This is a genomic window from Pseudonocardia halophobica (assembly GCF_027922425.1).
Taxonomy (GTDB): domain Bacteria; phylum Actinomycetota; class Actinomycetes; order Mycobacteriales; family Pseudonocardiaceae; genus Pseudonocardia; species Pseudonocardia halophobica.
On record NZ_BSFQ01000023.1, the window covers coordinates 60,689 to 79,710 of the forward strand.

Sequence of the window (19,022 nt, forward strand, 5' to 3'; positions counted from 1 at the left end):
CAGTATTGGACCCGATGGTGGTGCCGTTGCTGAACTCACGGTCGACAGCAGGCGAACCGCGAGGGAGCAAGCGATGGGCTGGCGGCTGGGCGTCGACACCGGGGGCACGTTCACCGACGTGTGCCTGTTCGACGAGGAGCGACGGGTGTTCGCGATCACGAAGGTCGCGAGCACGCCGCACGACCCGGGCGAGGCGGTGCTGGCCGGCGTCCGGGACATCATCGAGCGCGAGGGTGCGGCCCTGTCCGGCGAGCCGGAGGCGGGCGTCGAGCGGATCGGCTACTTCGCCCACGGGACGACCGTCGCGACGAACGCCCTCCTGCAGGGCAAGGGCGCGCGCACCGGCGTCCTGACCACGGAAGGCTTCCGTGACCTGCTGGAGCTGGGCCGCCAGCGCCGCCCGAAGCTCTACGACCTCGCGGCGCAGAAGGGCGAGCTGCTCGCCCCGCGGCACCTGCGCAAGGAGGTCACCGAGCGGATGCGTTACGACGGCACGGTTGCGGTCCCGCTGGACGTCGAGCAGGTGCGCCGGCAGGTGCGCGCGCTGCGGGACGAGGGCGTCGAGGCCGTCGCGGTCTGCCTGCTCTACAGCTACCTCGCTCCCGGGCACGAGCAGCTGATCAAGGACGTGCTGGCGGAGGAGATGCCGGACGCGTTCGTGTCGATCTCCAGCGAGGTGCTGCCGGAGTTCCGCGAGTACGAGCGGCTCTCCACCGTCACCACCAACTCGTTCATCGGCCCGGTGATGCAGCGGTACCTGTCGAAGCTGCGCCTGGCGCTGGCGGAGCTGGGCCTGCCCTGCACGCCACAGGTGACCCAGAGCAACGGCGGCATGATGTCGTTCCCGGCCGCCGAGGCGCTGCCGGTGCGCACCGTGCTGTCCGGGCCGAGCACCGGCGTGGTCGGCGCGGCGAAGGTGGCTGCGCAGAGCGGGATCGCCGACCTGATCACGTTCGACATGGGCGGCACCAGCTCGGACGTCTCGCTGGTCAACGACGGAACACCGAGCACCGCCCCGGGCATGGAGATGGACGGCCGCCCGATCCAGGCGCCGATGGTCGACATCCACACGGTGGGCGCGGGTGGCGGCTCCATCGCGTGGATCGACGCGGGCGGGCACCTCAAGGTCGGGCCGCAGAGCGCGGGCGCCGACCCCGGCCCGGCCTGCTACGGGCGCGGCAACCACGAGCCGACGGTGACCGACGCCAACGTCGTGCTGGGCGTGCTCAACCAGACCCACCTGCTGGCGGGGCGGATGCCGATCGACGCCGACCTGTCCTTCCGGGCCGTCGACCGGCTCGCCGCGCGGCTGGGCATGAGCCGGACCGCGGCTGCGCAGGGGATCATCAGCGTGGTCACGGCCAATATGGCCCGCGCGATTCGCGTGATCTCCGTACAGCGCGGCTACGACCCCCGCGACTACACGTTGGTGTCGTTCGGCGGTGCCGGTCCGCTGCACTCCGCGCGGTTGGCCGCCGAGCTGGGCATGCGCTCCACCCTCCTGCCGCAGCGTCCGGGCGCGCTGTCCGCGCTGGGCATGCTGATGACAGACCTGCGCAGCGACTACTCCCGCACCCGCATCACCCGCGCGGTGCCCGAGGCCGCGAGCGAGTTCGATGCCGTGTTCGCCGACCTGCGCGCCCGCGCGGAGGCCTGGTTCGCGGCCGAGGGCGTCGCCGACGCGGACCGCGCGCTCCGGACCGTGATCGACATGCGGTACGTCGGCCAGAACTACGAGCTGCCCGTCGAGGTGCCGGTCGGACCGATGGACGAGGTCGCGCTCAAGGCCGCCCGTACCGCGTTCGACGACCTGCACGCCAAGCGCTACGGCTACGCCACCGCCGACGAGCCGGTGGAGGCCGTCACGTTCCGCGTCGAGGCCACCGGAGCGACGCCGCAGCTGGAGTTCGCCCGGTCCGAGCCGGTGGGGGCCGATCCGTCGGGCGCGCTCGCCGGCGTCCGCAGGCTCTTCCTGCCTGAGCGCGGCGACTACGTGGACGCGCCCGTGTACGACCGCGACCGCCTGCGCGCGGGCAACGAGATCGCCGGGCCGGCCCTGGTCGAGCAGTTCGACACCACGACGCTGGTGTTGCCCGGCGAGCACGCACACGTCGACCCCACCGGATCCATCCTCACGACCCTCGGGAGCCACAAGTGAGCACGCTCGACCCGGTCCAGGTCGAGGTCATCGGATCGGCGCTCGCCTCCATCTCCGAGGAGATGGGCGAGATGCTGGTCAAGGCCTCGTACTCCCCCAACATCAAGGAACGCCGCGACTGCACCACCTGCGTCTTCGACGCGCAGGGCCGGGCGCTGGCGCAGGCCGAGCACATCCCGCTGCACCTGGGCTCACTGATGGGGATCGTCGCGGCGATCACCGAGCGGTACGGCCCGGAGGACATCCACGACGGCGACACGTTCGTCGGCAACGACCCGCACACGGGCGGTGGCACGCACCTGCCCGACATCGTGCTGGCGACGCCGGTCTTCGTCGACGGCGAGCTGGTGGCGTGGGTGACGAACCTCGCGCACCACGCCGACTTCGTCGACCGCACCCACGCGCACATCTTCCAGGAGGGCATCCGCATCCCCGCCGTGCGCTTCGCGCGGAACTGGGAGATCGAGCGGGACGTCCTCGACCTCATACTGCTCAACTGCCAGGTGCCGCGGGAGCGGGTGGCCGACTTCCGCGCCCAGCTGGCCGCCAACCGGCTCGGGGTGCGGCGGGTGCGGGAGCTGTGCGCCCGCTACGGCGCGGACACGATCGCTGCCGCCGGCGCCGAGCTGATGGACTACACCGAGCGCATGATCCGCGCCGGCATCGCGGAGATCCCGGACGGCGTGTACTCGTTCCGCGACCTCTTCGACTCCGACGAGCACGAGGGCGAGCTCGAGCTGGGCGTGCGGCTCGAGGTCCGCGGCGACGAGATGGTGCTGGACTTCGACGCGCCGCCGCAACAGCCCAACAGCCTGAACATGGTGTTCACGGCGCTGCAGGTCACCGTGTTCTACGCGGTCAAGACGGTGGTGGGTCCGGACGTCCCGGCCAACGACGGGATGTTCCGGCCACTGACCGTGCGCGCGCCCCGGGGGTCGCTGCTGAACTGCACGCCGCCCGCCGCAGTGAACAACCGGATCCTCGCCTGCCAGCGCGTGGTCGACCTCGTCCACGGCGCCCTCGCCCAGGCCGTGCCGGACCGCGTGATCGCCGCGGGCAACGGGGCTGTCACGGCGTGCACGTTCTCCGGGACCGACCCGCGCACCGGCGAGTTCTACGTCTACCTGGAGACGATCGGCGGCGGCATGGGCGCCGGCGCGCACCACGACGGCCTCGACGGCGTGCAGGTGCACATGACCAACACGTCGAACCTGCCCATCGAGTGCCTGGAGTCCGAGTACCCGCTGACGGTGGAGCGCTACGAGCTGATCGACGGCTCGGGCGGCGCCGGGCGCTCCCGCGGCGGCATGGGCATCCGCCGCACCCTGCGCATCGAGCACGACGACTGTCGCGCCGAGGTCTCGACCAGCCGGCTGCTGTCCCGCCCGTGGGGCCTGTTCGGCGGGGAGCCGGGTGCGTCCACGCACATCGACGTGCTCGACGCCGCGGGCCGCGACACCGGCCGGTCGTCCAGCGCCGTGACGTTGCACGCGGGCGAGGCGATCGACGTGCACACCGCGGGCGCCGGGGGCTACGGTCCGGCCGCCGAGCGGGCCCCCGGCGCCGTGGCCGCCGACGAGCGCGACGGCCGCCTGCCGTCCTCCACCCCGGCACCCGAAGGAGCACTGGCATGAGCGCACCCGAGATCCCTCCCGCCGCTCCGGCCGCGGACGCGACGCAGGAGCCGGCGGAGTACCGGACGCGCTACCGCCGTGCGGTCACGGCGTCGGCGCTGGGCTGGGGCCTGGACGGGTTCGACCACACCATGTTCCCGCTCGCCCTCGGCGCGATCCTCGCGACGCTCGGGGCGAACGTGGCGACGGGCGGCACGATCTCGACGATCAGCCTCGTCGCCTCGGCGGTCGGTGGACTGCTGGGCGGCGCGCTCGCCGACCGGTTCGGCCGTGCCCGCGTGCTGATCTGGGTGATCATCGGTTTCAGCGTTTTCACCGCGCTGTCGGCCACGGCGCAGAACGTCGAGCAGCTGATCGTCTGGCGGGTGCTCGAGGGCCTCTTCTTCGGCGCCGAGTGGCCCGTCGGCGTCGCACTGCTCGCGGAGTACGCGAAGCCCGAGCGCCGTGGCCGCGTGATGGCGTTCATGCAGAGCGCCTACTCGATCGGCTGGGCGGCGTCGACCCTGTCCTACTTCGCGATCTTCTCGCTGCTGCCGCCTGAGATCGCCTGGCGCGTCCTGTTCTGCGTCGGCCTCGTCCCCGCGCTGTTCGTGCTGTGGATCCGGCGGAACGTCTCCGACCGCGTCGACCGGCTCCCCGCCGGCGCGAAGGAGAAGGCCAACCCGCTCGCGGGCATCCGCGAGATCTTCCGGCCGGGGCTGCGCTCGCGGACGATCGTCGCCACCCTGTTCATGGTCGGCGGGCACGGCAACTACTACGCCGTGGTGAGCTTCCTGCCGCTGTACCTGTCCACGGAACGCGGGCTGCAGGTCTCGGGGACGACCGCGTACCTCCTCGTCCAGATCGTCGGCGGCTTCGTCGGGTACGTGAGCAGCGGGTTCTTCCATGACCGGTTCGGCCGCAGGCCCACCCAGACCGTCGCCTACACCCTGGCGGTCGCGAGCATGCTGCTGTTCATCCTCACACCGGTGTCGTCGGTGGTCCTCGGGCTGGTGCTGGTGTTCCTCGTCGGCATGTGCGTGTCGTCGTGCGCCGGCGGACTGGGAGCGATCCTGTCCGAGCAGTTCCCGACGTCCGTGCGCGGATCGGGGCTGGGCTTCTCCTACAACGTCGGCCGCGGTGTGGCCGCATTCGGCCCGATGGTCATCGGCTTCATGGCCGCCGGATTCGGCCTGGGCAACTCGATCCTCGTCGTCGGCTGCGGCCTCGCCGTGCTGGCCACCGTCATGCTGTGGCTGATGCCGGAGACGAAGGGCAAGGAGCTCGTGGCGTGAGCACCCGCTACGACGCCGTGGTGGTCGGGCTCGGCGCGTTCGGCTCGCAGGCCCTGTGGGCGCTCGCCCGCCGGGGCCTGCGGGTCGCCGGGATCGAGCAGTTCCCGCTCGGTCACGCGCTGGGCTCCAGCCACGGTGTCACCCGACTGTTCCGCGTGGCCTGCCTGGAGCACCCCGGTCTGGTCCCGCTCGCACAGCGGTCGCTCGCGTTGTGGCGGGAGCTGGAGGACACCGCCTGCACCCCCCTGCTCGACCAGACCGGCGGGCTGATGGCCGGGCCGCCGTCCGGGCGCGCGGTCGGCGGCACCCGGCGGGCCGCCGCCGCGCACCACCTCGACATCGAGGACCTCACGGTCGAGCAGCTGCGCGACCGATTTCCGCAGCACGCCGGGCTGCCTGACCACTACGAGGGCGTGTGGGACCCCGGCGCCGGCGTACTGAGGCCCGAGGCCGCGATCGGAGCGGCCCTCGACGCGGCGCGGGCACTCGGCGCCACGGTGCTGGAGGGTGTCCGGGTCACCGGTCTCACGGACGGCGGGGTCGCGACGGCGCTCGGCACCGTCCACGCCGAGCAGGTCGTCGTGACGGCGGGACCGTGGCTGTCGGACCTGGTGCCGCAGGTCGCCACGACTGTCCGGCGCGTCCCACTGACCTGGTTCGGGACGCGGCCGGGCTACGACCCGGCCGCCTTCGACCTGAAGGCGTTCCCGGTGTTCATCCGGCACTACGACGACGAGCGCACGATCTGGGGTCACGGCGCCGCTCTCGGCGAGCCGGCGAAGGTCGGCCTGTCCCCCGACCCGGACCAGCAGCCCGCCGTGCACCCGGACACGATCGACCGGAGCGTCGACGCGGCGACGGACTGGGCCCGGCTCGGCACCGTGCTGAAGCGCACCCTTCCGGGCCTGGACCCGACGCCGGCGAAGGCACGACCGTGCATGATCACCATGTCGGCCGACGGGCAGTTCGTCGTCGGCAGGCTGCCCGGACGGGAGCGGGTGGTGGTCGCGGGCGGCTGCTCGGGACACGGGTTCAAGCACGCGTCCGGCGTCGGTGATGTGGTGGCGCGCATCGTCGCGGACGAGAACCAGGTGCTCGACGCGGCGTTCCTCGACCCGGCCCGCTTCTCCTGACGCTCGCCGTGGGTGGCCCCGTCCCGGGAGTCGCCTCACGGCCGACGGGCGCCGAGGGAGCTCGGCAGCGACGCGACGGCGGTACGGTCCGCTCATGCGGACCACCCGGCTGCGGATCAGCATGCGCGACGTCGAACCGGCCGTCGTCCGCGTGATCGACGTCCCCGCGGTGGTGTCGCTCGCGGAACTGCACGAGCTGCTCCAGGCGGCGCTCGGCTGGACGGACAGCCATCTGCACCAGTTCACGGCCGACGGGGTGCGCTACGGGCTCCCGGACCCGGACTGGGACGACCTCGCGGTGCAGGACGAGGCGGCGACCCGGCTGCGGGATCTGCCCCCTCGGTTCGAGTACCTCTACGACTTCGGCGACGGCTGGGAGCACGACGTCGAGGTCCTCGGACGTGGTGGGGAGTCCCCCGGATGTGTGGAGGGAACCGGGCCCTGCCCGCCGGAGGACTGCGGCGGCCCGCCGGGCTACGAGCACCTGCGGAAGGTCCTCGCCGACCCCCACCACGAGGAGTACGGCGAGCTCCGGAGGTGGGCGGGTGAGCTGCCGACGTTCGACCTCGAGGCGACGAGCCTGCTGCTGCGACAGACGGTCGGTGCGGTCCCGGAGAGCGTCCGGTTGCTGCTCGACCTGCTGGAGGGTGGGGTCCGGCTCACACCTGGCGGGCGCCTGCCGCGCTCGGTCGTGCGGGCGGTGCAGGAGCACCGCCGCGAGTGGTACCCCCTGGACCGACCCGCGTCCGTCGAGGAGGACCTGTTCCCGCTCCCCGTCCTGCACGACATCCTGCGCGGAGTCGGGCTGGCCCGGTTGGCGCGCGGCGTGCTGAGCCCGACCCGCGCTGCCGGTGACGATCGGGAGATCGTCCGTCGGTTGCGGACGTGGTTCGATCCGGACGGATTCCGCGGCAGGCTCGGCGTCGTTGCCGTCGCGATCCTTGCGGCGTCCGGTCCGCTCCCGAGGGCCGAGCTGGTCCGCCGGATCGAGCCGATGATGGGCGACGGGTGGGCCGTCGAGGGGCGTCCGTTGGTCACCGCCGACTTCGACACGCTGCTCGGCGGGATGGACGCCGAACTGCGGGCCCTCGACCTCGTCGCTGGGGACTGGAAGACCTGGGAGGCGGGCCCGTCGGCACGGACCCTGTTGCCGCGGGCGACCGGGCTGGCGGATCTGTGGACGCACCGGGCGGCGTGGTGAGACGGCTGGAACGGCGGGAGTGGACACGGCAGCTCAGAGGCGCCGTCTACCGCGGGGACGGAGCTGCCGTCGTCGAGCTCCTCCGCGCGGAGTCCGCACCGCTCCCGCTGTGGCAGCTCATCGGGGACGGTGTGGCGATCGCGCTGGCACAGCAGGCCCCCGGTGCTGCGCAGCTCGCCGCCGACTGCGCGGCAGCGCTGCGAGAGCGGGACTGGATCGGCGACGACGAGTTGGCCGATCAGCTCGACGGGCTGGCGGGCACCGGCCCGGTTCCTCTCCTGCGACCGCTCGCCGTGGACCTCGAACAGTTGAGCGCGATCCTCGAGGGCGACCCGCTGACCACCGGCGGTGCGCTCGACCTGCACACCGGTGAGGTGTGGCCCCGATCCGCGGTGGAGTACGCCTAGGAGGAGGGCGCGGACGTCGAGGCCCCGGATTTCGACGACGCCGAACGCTTCCGTTGGGTCGACGGTAATTCCCGCGACGGCTATCGGGACATGGTCGAGTTCATCGACACCGTGCCCGACGAGGGCCTCGCAGACCGGCTCGATGGCGCCATCCGCGGCCGTGGCGCCTTCCGCCGCTTCGCCGACACGCTCCGGCGTGCGCGGGAGGACGAGCTGAGCCGATGGTTCGAGTTCACGGACGAGCGCAAGCGGGGTCGGGCCCGGGCCTGGCTGGCCGACATCGGGTGTCGGGCCGCGGGCCACTGATGCGCCTCGACGCCGGCGAGGTCCAGCGCATGAGCGACGGCTCGGCTTCCGCTGCTCGTGTCCGGTGGGTGCGTCGCGCGCACCGAGCCAAGCGGAATCTCATGGCCCTGCTCACCGCCCGCGGCTGGTAGCGCCGTACATCGAGACGCTCTCCGGCGGGCCCTTGACACGGTCGACGGGATCGGCGCACGGTCACGGTGAGGGGAGAGACCGCTCATGGTGGTGCAGTCCCGGTGACCGGATCCCGTGGCGTCGGCACGGTGGGCACGTCGGGCACGGGCGCGGACCGCGACGTGTTGCTGGCCACGAAGCTCCGGCCGCCTCCCCTGCGGGACGGTTTCGTCACCCGGCCCCGGGTCTTCGCGTCGTTGGCCGATGCGGTGAGCCGCGAGCTGGTGGTGGTCTCCGCGCCGGCCGGGTTCGGCAAGTCCAGCGCGATCTCCGAGTGGGCCGCCCGCTGCGGGACACCGGTCGCGTGGTTGTCGCTGGACGACGCCGACAACGACCCGGTCCGCTTCTGGCGCCACGTCGCGGCCGCGCTGGACGTCGCGCGGCCGGGCCTCGCGGAGGCCGTCTCCGCACGCTCGGGCGCGCTGTCCACGCCGTCGTACCACGCGGCCGTGGCGGCTCTGGTCAACGAGTTCGCCGAGAGCGCCGAGACGGTCGTGCTGGTGCTGGACGACTACCACGTCGTCGACTCGGCGGCGGTCCACGCCTCGCTGACCGACCTGCTCGAGCACCTCCCGGCTGCGTTGCGACTGCTGGTGGCCACCCGCGCCGATCCTCCGCTACCGCTGGCACGGATGCGGGCGCGCGGTCGGCTCGCCGAGCTGCGCGCCGAGGACCTGCGGTTCACCGTCGCGGAGTCGGGAGCGCTGCTCGGCGCCGCCACCGCCCGTTCGCTGCCGCCGGAGGCCACCGCGGCGCTCGCGGCCCGTACCGAGGGCTGGGCGGCGGGGCTCCAGCTGGCCGCGTTGTCGTTGGCGCGCCGGGCGGACGTGGAGCGCTTCGTCGCCGAGTTCTCCGGCAGTAACCGTTTCGTGCTCGACTACCTGACGGAGGAGGTGCTCGACGGCCAACCGGCCGACGTGCGTCGGTTCCTGCTGGAGACGTCGGTGCTGGAACGGCTGTCGGGGCCGTTGTGCGACGCGGTCCGCGGACGCGACGACAGCCAGCAGCTGCTCGAGCAGATCGAGCAGGCCAACCTGTTCCTCCACCCGCTCGACGACGTCCGCCGGTGGTGGCGGTACCACCACCTGTTCGCCGACCTGCTCCGCGCCCGGCTGGCCCGCGAGCAGCCCGGCCGCGTCGAGGTCCTGCACCGTGCCGCCGGTGACTGGTACGCCCGGCACCGGCTCGCCGATCAGGCGGTGCACCATCTCCTGGCGATCGGCGACCACGAGCGGGCCGCCGACATCGTCGGCGAGCACGCGGAGACCCGGTTCCGACGACGGGAAGCGGCGACCCTGTACCGGTGGCTGGCCGCGCTGCCGGACGAGCTGCTGCGCCTGCGCCCCCACCTGTGCGCGACGAAGGCTCTCGCGGCGCTGGTCAGCGGGCGCGTCGAGGAGGTCGAGCCGCTGCTCGCCGATGCGGAGGGCGGCCCCGACGCCGGGGCGGAGCCCGGCCTGGGTCCGCTGCCCGCCGTCGTCGCGCTGGTCCACGCCGAGCTCGCCCTGCGGACCGGCAGCGGCGGGGCAGCGGTCCGGCACGCCCGCGACGGTCTCGCCCTCGTCGACCGCGCCGACGGCTACCTCGAGTACTTCCTGCGCTACGACCTGGCGGCCGGGTTCCTGCTCGAGGGTGCGGCCGACGCCGCCGAACCGCTCCTCGACGAGCTCGTCGTGCACCCGTGGGCCGCGCGCGCCGACCCGTTCTTCGCCGCCCGCACGCTCTCCCTGACCGGCTGGATGCGGGTGGTCCAGGGCCGCCTCGACGAGGCCCTGCGGATCTACCGCAGCGCCCTCGACACGTGGGCCCGGCCGGCCGACCGGACGCACCTGCCGGACGCGGGCGTCGCCCACGCGCGTCTGGCCCAGATCCTCTTCCTGCGGGGCGGGCTGGACGCGGCCGCCGAGCAGGCCGAGGCCGCCGTCGAGCTGTGCCGCAGGCTCGGCCGGCCCCGTTGGCAGGTCACCGCGCTGGTCGTCGCGGCCCGGGTCCGGCACGCCCGCGGTGAGCACGACCGGGCGACCGAGGCGCTGGACGAGGCGGGCAGGCTCGCGGCCGGGGCCGGTGTCGCCGCGCCCATCGCGGCGTCGGTGGGTGTGCAGGCGGCCCGGATCGCGCTCGCTCACGGACGGGTCGACGAGGTCGCGGACTGGGTGCGGACCCGTGGCCTCGGCACGGCCGACGAACCGCACTACCCGCGCGAGCCGGAGTACCTCCTCCTGGCCCGCGTCCTCGTCCGGCGACAGCCGCAGCAGGCCGTCGAGCTGCTCGAAGGGTGGCACGACCTGGCCGTCGTCCAGCACCGCACGGGCAGCGTCGTCGAGATCCGCGTCCTCCAGACGCTGGCCCACGCGGAGCTCGGCGACCGGGCCGGCGCGGCGACGCTCCTGGTCGAGGCCCTCGCCCTGGCCGCGCCGCACCGTCAGCTGCAGGTGTTCGTCGACGAGGGTGCCGCCGCGGCCGCGCTGCTGCGCGAGCTGCTCGTCGGCCGGCGCCTGGAGCGGCTCGACGGCGGCCGGGCCGTCCCCCAGGCCTTCCTGTCCGCCCTGAGCGCGGCGTTCGACCGCGGTGGCCACCCGCTGCTGCCCGCCGCCCGGCGCGGCGCGGTCGCCGCCCCCGGTCTGGTCGAGCCGCTCACCGCCCGGGAGAAGGAGATCCTGTCCCTGCTGGCCGACGGCCGACCCAACCGCGCCATCGCCGAGGAGCTGGTGATCTCCGTCGACACCGTCAAGCGCCACGTCACCCACGTGCTCGACAAGCTCGCCGCCACCAACCGCACGGAGGCGGTCGCAAGGGCACGCGCTCTCGGGCTGCTGCCCTGACGCGGCGGTGGTGGTGGGCGCGAGATGCCACCGTGCCTCCCACCTTCGCGTGATCCCGGCGCCGGCCGGTCCGCCTACCGTCGCCGGGGTCCGGAAGGAGGTGGGCGATGCCCACGTCAGCGACCGTCAGCTCACGGAGCGCCGTGGACATCCGGAGTCGACGGCGCGCCGCTCCGGCGGCCGACCTCGCCCTGCCGTGCCAGCACGCGAACCCCGACCTGTGGTTCGCCGTCTCGCCCCTCGACCTGGAACGGGCGAAGCGGTTGTGCCGGCCCTGCCCGGTCCGCGCGGAGTGCCTGGCCGGGGCGGTGCGGCGCGGGGAGCCGTGGGGGGTCTGGGGCGGCGAGATCATCGACCGCGGCACGGTGATCGCGCGCAAGCGGGGCCCGGGGCGCCCGCCGCGGTCCGCGTTGGCGTACTCGGGATGAGCGGGGCCGACAGGGGACCGGTGTACGAGATCCGGGTGGGCGCCGTGCTCGACGACGAGTGGTCGGAATGGCTCGCCGGGCTCGTCGCCACCGAAGGTCCGGCGGGGCAGACCGTGCTCACCGGGCCACTGGCCGACCAGGCCGCGTTGCACGGCGCGCTGGCCAGGATCCGTGATCTCGGTGTGCCGCTGCTGTCGGTGCGGCAGCTGGAGCCGCCGTCGACGGGCTGACCCTCACCGTGCGTGCCCCCGGGGCCGTCGCCACCGAGAGATCAGACGAAGAGCCGCGGCAGCAGGTCCCGGCAGTTGTCCCGCAGCTCGTCGAGTGCCGTCCCCGAGCCCGCGACGTACCGCTGTAGTGCCTGCTGGAACAGCCCGTCGAACATCGCGTAGGCGGCGGAGGGGGAGCAGGTGGGCTCCGCTCCCGACAGCTGGGCGTAGCCGCGGACCAGGCGCCAGATCATGTCCTGCAGGCGGCCGTCGATCTCGGCGACGTCGTCCCGGAAGGCCTCCTCGTACAGGGACTGCGCGCGCAGGTCGTACCAGAGCCGGTGCATGAGCGGGGCGTCGGCGAGGGTGGCGGCCAGCCCGTTCCCGCAGGCCGCGGCGAGCTCCGCGGGCGTGCGCGCCTCCGCGACGAAGCCCTCGTAGCGCTGCACGCAGGCGTCCTTGTAGCGCTGCACGCAGTAGGTGATCAGGTCGATCTTGTCGGCGAAGTAGTAGTGCAGGAGCCCGTGGGAGAACTCCGTGTTGTCCGCGATCGTGCGCAGGCTGGTGCGCGCGTAGCCGAGTTCTGCCAGGGTCAGCAACGCCGCGTCGGCGAGCTCGCGACGGCGGTCCTCGAACTTGTCGGCACGGGACCGCGACCGCACCGCAGCGGAGCTGGGCATGAGGTGACGATACCCATCGAGGGGATTTCCTGACCACTCGTCCAGGAAAATCTTGACAACCGTCCAAGATCGGGCCACGGTCGTCCCTGTCAGCAACGATGCCGACGACGATCGAGGGACGACGATGTCGCTGACCTTCTATCTCGACAAGGGCGCCTCCCTCGATCCCGAGGCTCCCTGCCTGACCCTCGACGGGGTGTCGCTGTCGTACGGCGAGGTCGTCGAGCTCTCCCACGCCGTCGCCAGGGCACTGCGGCGCTCGGGCGTCCGGCCGGGCGACAAGGTCGGCATCCTCTCGGCCAACGACCCGACCGCGTTCTCCTGCGTCTTCGGCATCGCCCGGGCGGGTGCGGTGTGGTGCCCGATCAACCCGCGCAATGCGGCCGCGGAGAACGCGGAGCTGCTCGACCTGTTCGACTGCTCCGCGTTGATCTTCCAACCGGCCTTCGACGACCTGGTCGCCGCGATCGCCCCGGACCTCCCGAAGCTGACCACGCTCGTCCGCCTCGGCGACGGCGACGGCCGCGCGCAGGCCTTCCACCCCTGGCTCGACGCCGCGCGCGAGGACCCGGACGCCGAGGCCGCCCAGCCCGACGACGTGGTCGCCCTGGTCGGCACCGGTGGCACCACGGGGCGCCCCAAGGGGGTCATGCTCACCGGTCGCAACCTCGAGGCGATGTCGGCGATCACGCTGATGAGCTACCCCTTCGAGGGCCGCCCGGTGTACCTGGCCCAGGCCCCGCTGACCCACGCGGCCGGCGTGCTGTGCTTCCCGATCCTCGCCCGCGGTGGCGAGGTCGTGATCATGGCGAAGCCGGACGTCGGCCGGTTCCTGGAGCTGATCGAGCGGCACCGGGTCACCCACACCTTCCTGCCGCCGACGCTGATCTACATGGTTCTCGGCCACGCGGCGCTCGACAGCACGGACCTGTCGTCGCTGCAGTGCTTCTGGTACGGCGCGGCGCCGATGTCGGTGGCCAGGCTGGCCGAGGCGCTCGACCGCATCGGGCCGATGGCGCAGCTCTTCGGGCAGTCCGAGGCGCCGATGATGATCTCGACGATGTCCCCGGCCGAGCACCGCCTGCCGGACGGGACGATCGCCACCGATCGGCTGTCGTCCGCCGGCCGACCCTCGCCGCTGGTCACGGTGGCGATCCTCGATCAGGAGGGCCGGCCGGTGCCGCGCGGGGAGCGGGGCGAGATCTGCGTCCGCGGCTCGCTGGTGATGGCCGGCTACTACCGCAACCCCGAGGCCACGGCCGAGGCGTCCGCCCACGGCTGGCACCACACCGGCGACGTCGGCTACCTCGACGCGGACGGGTTCCTGTACATCGTCGACCGCGCCAAGGACATGGTGATCACCGGCGGGTTCAACGTCTACTCCGCCGAGGTGGAGCAGGCGCTGATGGCCCACGACGCCGTCCGCGACTGCGCGGTGGTCGGCCTGCCGGACGAGAAGTGGGGCGAACGGGTCACCGCCGTGGTCCAGCTCCAGCCCGCCACCGAGGTGGACGTCGACGAGCTGATCGCGTTCGTCAAGCAGCGCATCGGCAGCGTCAAGGCGCCCAAGCAGATCGAGATCTGGCCCGACCTCCCGCGCTCCACCATCGGCAAGGTCCTCAAGACAGAGATCCGCACGACACTCACCGCAGTACCGCAAGGAGGCGGAACCCGATGAAGCTCGCCCTCTACCTGCCCAACTTCCGCGACAAGGTGACCGTCAAGGAGCTGGAGGACCTCACCGCGCTCGCCGAGGAGCTCGACTTCGACTCGGTGTGGACGCTCGACCGGATCGTCGTCCCGGAGGCGTCGGACCGGCAGGAGCTGCAGTACCCCTTCGGGATGATGGACGGTCTGCCCAAGGCGCTGCCGGTGTCCTCGCGCGGCCAGTGGTTCCAGGGCTATCCGCTGATCCCGTGGCTCGCGGCCAAGACCTCGAAGGTCCGGATCGGCATGAGCATCATCGACACGCCGTTCCGCGCCCCCGGCGTCCTGGCCACGGAGATGGCCACCATCGACCACCTCTCGAACGGTCGGCTCAACGTCGGCGTCGGATCCGGGTGGATGCCGGAGGAGTTCGCGGCCGCGAGCGCCGCGCACATCTTCCCGAAACGGCACAAGCACGTGCGCGAGACGATCGAGGTCATGCAGGGCATCTGGAACAACGAGCTGTTCGAGTACCACGGCGAGTTCGCGGACTTCGACAGCTGCGGGTTCGGGATCAAGCCGCTGCAGGACCCGCTGCCGATCTTCTTCTCCGGCCTCAAGGACCCGGCGCGGGCGGCCAAGCGCGTCAGCAAGTACGACCTCAAGGGCTGGATCGGGATCCAGGACTCGCCCGAGGACATCGCGACGTGGCGCGGGGGGATCGAGCGCGAGCTCGAGGCGATCGGCAGCCAGCGCAAGATCGGCGACCTCGAGATCAGCAGCATGATCTGGACGGTCATCACGGACGTCGACCTGGACGACTCCCCCGCGGGGAAGGTCACGAACCTGCTGGCGGGCAGCGAGCGGCAGATCACCGACAAGCTCAAGGCGTACAAGGAGGCCGGGATGACGATGCCGATGTTCTGGCCGCCGTTCGCGGACGTCCCCGTGTCCAAGACCCTCGACGACCTCAAGCGGATCAAGAACGACATCATGCCGAAGGTCGAGGCCTCCTGACCTCCGGTTCCGCACTCCCCACAACGAAGTGAGAGGAAAGAGATGCCCGAACTCGACGGTAAGCGGGTCTTCGTCACCGGGTCCGCTGCCGGGATCGGCAAGGCGATCGCGACGCTGTTCACGCAGCGCGGCGCCCGGGTCGTGATCAGCGACATCGACGCCGACGCGGCCAAGAAGACGGCGGACGAGATCGGCGCCGCGGGCGTGGCCAACTGCGACGTCACGGACGAGGGCCAGGTCCAGGGCGCGGTGCAGCAGGCGGTGGACCTGCTCGGCGGTCTCGACGTGCTGGTCAACAACGCCGGGATCGAGGTCTCCTCGCCGCTGCTGCAGCAGTCGACGGAGAGCTTCGACAAGATCTACGCGGTCAACGTGCGCGGTCCGTTCGTGGCGATGAAGGCGGCCATCGGGCACCTGATCGAGTCGAAGGGCAACGTCGTCAACATCGCCTCGATCGCCGGCATCGGCGGCAGCCCGCTCCTCGGCTCCTACTGCGCGACGAAGGCGGCGCTGATCCAGCTCACCCGGGTCGCCGCGGTGGAGATGCGCCCGACGGGCGTGCGGGTCAACGCGGTCTGCCCGGGCTTCGCCGACACCGCCATGGTCGAGCGGCTCGTCCCAGACTTCGAGGCGGCGACCCAGGTCCCCTTCGGCGACCTCGTCGCGATGAAGCAGGGCAGGCTGGGCACCCCGGAGGACATCGCCGAGGTGGCGGCCTTCCTCGCGTCCGACCGGGCGTCGTGGATCACCGGCAGCCACTACGTCCTCGACGGTGGGCTGACCGCGTCCCTCGTGTGAGCATGTGCGACGGGCCCGGCGCGACCGGGCCCGTCGCACAGTGAGGCGGTACGGATGACCGACACGCTCTGGAGCCCGACGGCGGCCCGCATCGAGGGCTCCGCGCTGCGCGGGTACCTGGACTGGCTGGAGGAGCGTGAGGGGCGGCCGTTCGCGGACCACGACGCCCTCTGGGCCTGGTCGGTGGAGGACATCGGCCGGTTCTGGTTGTCCGTCGTCGACTACTACGGGGTCGAGTTCTCCGCGCCGTGGACGCAGGTGCGCACCCCCGACCCGATGCCGCACACCCGCTGGTTCACTGGCGCGCGGCTGAACTGGGCGCAGCACGCGTTGCGCCGCGGCGCCGACTCCTCGGTGGCGATGGTGTGCGTCCGAGAGGGCGGCGCACCCGCGCGCGAGATCACGTGGGGCGAGTTGCGCCGGTCGGTCGCGGCGGCGGCCAGCTGGCTGCGGCGGGCGGGCGTGCGCCCCGGCGACCGGGTCTGCGCGTACCTGCCGAACACCGAGCACGCGGTGATCGGCGTCCTCGCCGCCGCCGCGGTCGGGGCGGTGTGGTCGTGCTGCTCCCCGGACTTCGGCGCCGAGGGCACCATCGGTCGTCTCGCACAGCTCGAGCCCACCGTCCTCATTGCCGCGGACGGCTACCACTGGAACGGCAAGGAGATCGACCGCGCCGACGTCGTTGCCACACTGCGCGAGAAGCTGCCGACGGTGCGGCACTTCGTCCATGTGCCGTACGTGTTCGACCGGCTCGCTCCTTCGGGTGCAGTCCCGTGGGACTCGTTCGTCGGCGAGGACGCGCCGCTCGAGTTCGAGCAGGTCGAGTTCTCCCACCCGCTGTGGGTGCTGTTCACCTCCGGCACCACCGGGCTGCCCAAGGGTCTGGTCCACGGCCACGGCGGGATGACGCTGCAGGGCCTGATGTGGTCCGGGTTGTACGGCGGTCTGCGTGAGGGCGAGCGGATGTTCACCTTCACCTCGACTGGCTGGGCGCTGTGGAACATGCAGCTGGGCGCGCTCACCGGGGGCGCGAGCATCGTGCTGTACGAGGGCAGCCCCGGCCACCCGGCGGGCGCGGTCTTCGAGGTCGCGGCCCGCACGCGGGCGGACGTCATGCTGCTCGGCGCCGCCGTGGTCACCGCGACGGCGAACACCGGGGCGTCGCCCCGGCAGGAGCACGACCTGAGCCGGCTGCGGCACGTGATGGTCAGCGGCTCGGCGCTGCCCTCGGCCGGCTACCACTGGATCATGGAGCACGTCGGCCCGGACGTGCGGATCGACTCGACCAGCGGCGGCACCGACATCTCCGGCGCGTTCGTCGGCGCCAACGAGTACGCCCCGGTCCGGGTGGGGCGCATCGGCGGCCGCCTCGCCGGCGTCGACTGCGCGGCGTGGGACGAGGACGGTGAGCCGGTCGTCGACTCGGTGGGGGACCTCGTCGTCACTCAGCCGATCCCGTCGATGCCGGTGTGCCTGTGGAACGACCCGGACGCGGAGCGGTACACGGAGTCGTACTTCGAGACCTGGCCCGGCGTCTGGCGGCACGGGGACTGGGTCACGTTCTACGCCGACGGCAGCCTCGCCATCCACGGCCGCTCGGACTCGACCCTGAACAGGCAGGGTGTCCGGCTGGGCAGCAGCGACTTCTACGACGTGCTCGAGACCATGCCGGAGATCAGCGAGACCCTGGTGGTCGGGGTCGACCAGCCCGACGACGGCTACTGGCTGGGTCTGTTCGTCGTCCCGGCTTCGGGGCACGTGCTGGACGACTCGCTCAGGCAGAAGATCGTGCAGACGTTGCGGACCCGCCTGACGCCCCGCCACGTTCCGGACGAGATCCTCGAAGCGCCCGCCGTTCCCCACACGTTGAGCGGCAAGCGGCTCGAGGTCCCGATCAAGAAGCTGATGAGCGGCAGACCGCTGGAGAAGGCCGCGAACATCGCCTCGGTCGACGACCCTGACGCGCTGCGCTGGTACGCACGCTTCGCGGCTTCCCGGTTGTGAAGCTCGGCGCCTATCTGGCTCACCTGGGCTCGGGCCCGCCCTACGACGTCGCCTCCTGGGCCCGACGCCTGGTGGACGCCGGCTTCGAGAGCCTGTGGATGCCGCAGATCATCGGGCGTTCCGGCTTCGTCCCCGACCCCTTCGTCGCCTTGGCGGCGGCTGCTTCTGCGGTGGATGGGGTGGAGCTGGGGACGGCCACGGTCCAGGTCCCGCTCCACCACCCCGCCGACCTCGCCCACCGGATCCAGTCCCTGCAGCTGGTGTGCGGCGACCGCCTCACGCTGGGGGTGAGCCCCGGCTCGACTGATACGGACTACGCGCTGCTCGACCGGGACTTCCGGAGCCGCTTCCGAACCCTCGACGAGAACGTGGCGCAGCTGCGGGACCTGCTACCTGCTCCGCCGCCCCTTCTGCTGGGCTCCTGGGGCGCCAACGTCGAGAAGGCCGCCCGACACTTCGACGGCTGGATCGCCTCCGCCTACCGCCGCACCCCCGACCAGATCCTCGAGGCCCACTCCCGCTTCCGAGCGGCGGGCGGCAAACGAGCCGTCGTCTGCGCCATCCCACTCTCCAGCCCCGCCACCCTCGGCCCGGTCGGCGAGCAGCTCCACCGCTACGCAGAGGCCGGCTTCGACGACGCGGTCGTGGTGATCGAGCGAGGAGGGCCGAACCCCGGGAAGGTCGTAGCCCTCTCTAATGAGCTGCTGTGATGGACGACCTTGGCCGGAGCTAGTGAGGTATGCGGTAGAGCTCTGCCGGGAAAGGCACGCGGGCGGGCAACTCGATCTGGTGAATAGTTGGATAACGCCCTTGACGAGGCTGGTCGCTGAAGCGCCGGACTCGGCCTCACAGCAACCTTCAGCCATCCGAGGTGTAGGCCGTGTGCCTGGGCTGACAAGCGCTGTGACATCATTCGCGAATGGACTGGGGTTCTGTGCCTGATTGGTTCTCGGCGATCGCCACTGTGGGGGCTCTGGGTGCTGCAGTTTTCGCGGGGCGGGCAGCTTACGGCCAGCTGAAGCTCCTAGAGAACGAGAATGCTGATCGTCAGCGACTGGAGAGACAGGCCGACGCCGCAGGCGTCGCGCTTTGGGTTCGCGTTGGCACTGAAGATAAGTTGCCGCTCGTTCGCT

Annotated in this window: 15 protein-coding genes and 1 pseudogene; 15 read left to right on the forward strand and 1 reads right to left on the reverse strand. The window is 72.1% G+C overall.

Features of this window, described 5'->3' with window-relative positions:
• Positions 1-73: 73 nt before the first annotated feature.
• The 10 genes and pseudogenes from PKE99_RS23775 to PKE99_RS23820 all read left to right on the forward strand — a co-directional run bounded on the left by PKE99_RS23775 (position 74) and on the right by PKE99_RS23820 (position 11,764).
• Entirely contained in the window at positions 74-2,158 is a 2,085-nt protein-coding gene (locus tag PKE99_RS23775; RefSeq protein WP_037049711.1) for a hydantoinase/oxoprolinase family protein, read from the forward strand.
• Positions 2,155-3,792 (forward strand): hydantoinase B/oxoprolinase family protein, encoded by a 1,638-nt coding sequence (locus tag PKE99_RS23780; RefSeq protein ID WP_037049710.1) that lies wholly within the window; start codon positions 2,155-2,157, stop codon positions 3,790-3,792. The genes PKE99_RS23775 and PKE99_RS23780 overlap by 4 nt, the downstream gene beginning before the upstream one ends.
• Positions 3,789-5,066 (forward strand): MFS transporter, encoded by a 1,278-nt coding sequence (locus PKE99_RS23785; RefSeq protein WP_051737882.1) that lies wholly within the window; start codon positions 3,789-3,791, stop codon positions 5,064-5,066. The genes PKE99_RS23780 and PKE99_RS23785 overlap by 4 nt, the downstream gene beginning before the upstream one ends.
• Complete coding sequence (solA, locus tag PKE99_RS23790; protein WP_037049708.1) at positions 5,063-6,199, forward strand: N-methyl-L-tryptophan oxidase; 1,137 nt, start codon at positions 5,063-5,065, stop codon at positions 6,197-6,199. The genes PKE99_RS23785 and solA overlap by 4 nt, the downstream gene beginning before the upstream one ends.
• Positions 6,200-6,293: 94 nt before the next feature.
• The gene (locus tag PKE99_RS23795; RefSeq protein WP_037049707.1) at positions 6,294-7,400 is read left to right on the forward strand and encodes a plasmid pRiA4b ORF-3 family protein; all 1,107 of its coding nucleotides are present in this window, start codon (positions 6,294-6,296) and stop codon (positions 7,398-7,400) included.
• Entirely contained in the window at positions 7,397-7,807 is a 411-nt protein-coding gene (locus tag PKE99_RS23800; RefSeq protein ID WP_156067823.1) for a hypothetical protein, read from the forward strand. The genes PKE99_RS23795 and PKE99_RS23800 overlap by 4 nt, the downstream gene beginning before the upstream one ends.
• A 54-nt stretch (positions 7,808-7,861) precedes the next feature.
• A pseudogene (locus PKE99_RS23805) lies at positions 7,862-8,113 on the forward strand (UPF0158 family protein); the annotation flags it as partial.
• A 233-nt stretch (positions 8,114-8,346) separates the two neighbouring features.
• On the forward strand, positions 8,347-11,106 hold the full coding sequence (locus tag PKE99_RS23810) for a winged helix-turn-helix domain-containing protein (protein ID WP_081924509.1): 2,760 nt from the start codon (positions 8,347-8,349) through the stop codon (positions 11,104-11,106).
• Between the two features lie 107 nt (positions 11,107-11,213).
• Positions 11,214-11,534, forward strand: coding sequence for a WhiB family transcriptional regulator (locus PKE99_RS23815; protein ID WP_081924508.1), 321 nt, complete (start codon positions 11,214-11,216; stop codon positions 11,532-11,534).
• Positions 11,531-11,764 (forward strand): DUF8691 family protein, encoded by a 234-nt coding sequence (locus PKE99_RS23820; protein ID WP_037049702.1) that lies wholly within the window; start codon positions 11,531-11,533, stop codon positions 11,762-11,764. The genes PKE99_RS23815 and PKE99_RS23820 overlap by 4 nt, the downstream gene beginning before the upstream one ends.
• Before the next feature lie 41 nt (positions 11,765-11,805).
• On the opposite strand, the gene PKE99_RS23825 is transcribed toward PKE99_RS23820, so the two are convergent.
• Positions 11,806-12,423, reverse strand: coding sequence for a TetR family transcriptional regulator C-terminal domain-containing protein (locus tag PKE99_RS23825; protein WP_037049701.1), 618 nt, complete (start codon positions 12,421-12,423; stop codon positions 11,806-11,808).
• 124 nt (positions 12,424-12,547) lie between these two features.
• Here PKE99_RS23825 and PKE99_RS23830 point away from each other — a divergent pair, with 124 nt between their 5' ends.
• From PKE99_RS23830 to PKE99_RS23850, 5 genes are read left to right on the forward strand one after another with little or no spacing between them, the layout of a single operon-like run.
• Complete coding sequence (locus PKE99_RS23830; protein WP_037049699.1) at positions 12,548-14,101, forward strand: acyl-CoA synthetase; 1,554 nt, start codon at positions 12,548-12,550, stop codon at positions 14,099-14,101.
• A complete protein-coding gene (locus PKE99_RS23835) occupies positions 14,098-15,087 on the forward strand; it encodes an LLM class flavin-dependent oxidoreductase (RefSeq protein ID WP_037049697.1) in 990 nt (329 codons plus the stop codon). Before PKE99_RS23830 ends, PKE99_RS23835 begins: the two co-directional genes overlap by 4 nt.
• Before the next feature lie 42 nt (positions 15,088-15,129).
• Positions 15,130-15,885 (forward strand): SDR family NAD(P)-dependent oxidoreductase, encoded by a 756-nt coding sequence (locus PKE99_RS23840; protein WP_037049694.1) that lies wholly within the window; start codon positions 15,130-15,132, stop codon positions 15,883-15,885.
• A gap of 54 nt (positions 15,886-15,939) precedes the next feature.
• Positions 15,940-17,889: an acetoacetate--CoA ligase gene (locus PKE99_RS23845; RefSeq protein ID WP_037049692.1), complete on the forward strand. Its 1,950-nt coding sequence runs from the start codon at positions 15,940-15,942 to the stop codon at positions 17,887-17,889.
• Positions 17,886-18,599: an LLM class flavin-dependent oxidoreductase gene (locus tag PKE99_RS23850; protein WP_037049691.1), complete on the forward strand. Its 714-nt coding sequence runs from the start codon at positions 17,886-17,888 to the stop codon at positions 18,597-18,599. The genes PKE99_RS23845 and PKE99_RS23850 overlap by 4 nt, the downstream gene beginning before the upstream one ends.
• Positions 18,600-19,022 lie beyond the last annotated feature (423 nt).

What these genes read in the sequence shown, in the direction of transcription:
- PKE99_RS23820 (WP_037049702.1), top strand. Translation starts at nt 11,531, where the DNA reads ATGAGCGGGGCCGACAGGGGACCGGTGTACGAGATCCGGGTGGGCGCC.
- PKE99_RS23815 (WP_081924508.1), top strand. Translation starts at nt 11,214, where the DNA reads ATGCCCACGTCAGCGACCGTCAGCTCACGGAGCGCCGTGGACATCCGG.
- PKE99_RS23840 (WP_037049694.1), top strand. Translation starts at nt 15,130, where the DNA reads ATGCCCGAACTCGACGGTAAGCGGGTCTTCGTCACCGGGTCCGCTGCC.
- PKE99_RS23775 (WP_037049711.1), top strand. Translation starts at nt 74, where the DNA reads ATGGGCTGGCGGCTGGGCGTCGACACCGGGGGCACGTTCACCGACGTG.
- PKE99_RS23830 (WP_037049699.1), top strand. Translation starts at nt 12,548, where the DNA reads ATGTCGCTGACCTTCTATCTCGACAAGGGCGCCTCCCTCGATCCCGAG.
- PKE99_RS23795 (WP_037049707.1), top strand. Translation starts at nt 6,294, where the DNA reads ATGCGGACCACCCGGCTGCGGATCAGCATGCGCGACGTCGAACCGGCC.
- PKE99_RS23845 (WP_037049692.1), top strand. Translation starts at nt 15,940, where the DNA reads ATGACCGACACGCTCTGGAGCCCGACGGCGGCCCGCATCGAGGGCTCC.
- PKE99_RS23785 (WP_051737882.1), top strand. Translation starts at nt 3,789, where the DNA reads ATGAGCGCACCCGAGATCCCTCCCGCCGCTCCGGCCGCGGACGCGACG.
- PKE99_RS23835 (WP_037049697.1), top strand. Translation starts at nt 14,098, where the DNA reads ATGAAGCTCGCCCTCTACCTGCCCAACTTCCGCGACAAGGTGACCGTC.
- PKE99_RS23825 (WP_037049701.1), bottom strand. Translation starts at nt 12,423, where the DNA reads ATGCCCAGCTCCGCTGCGGTGCGGTCGCGGTCCCGTGCCGACAAGTTC.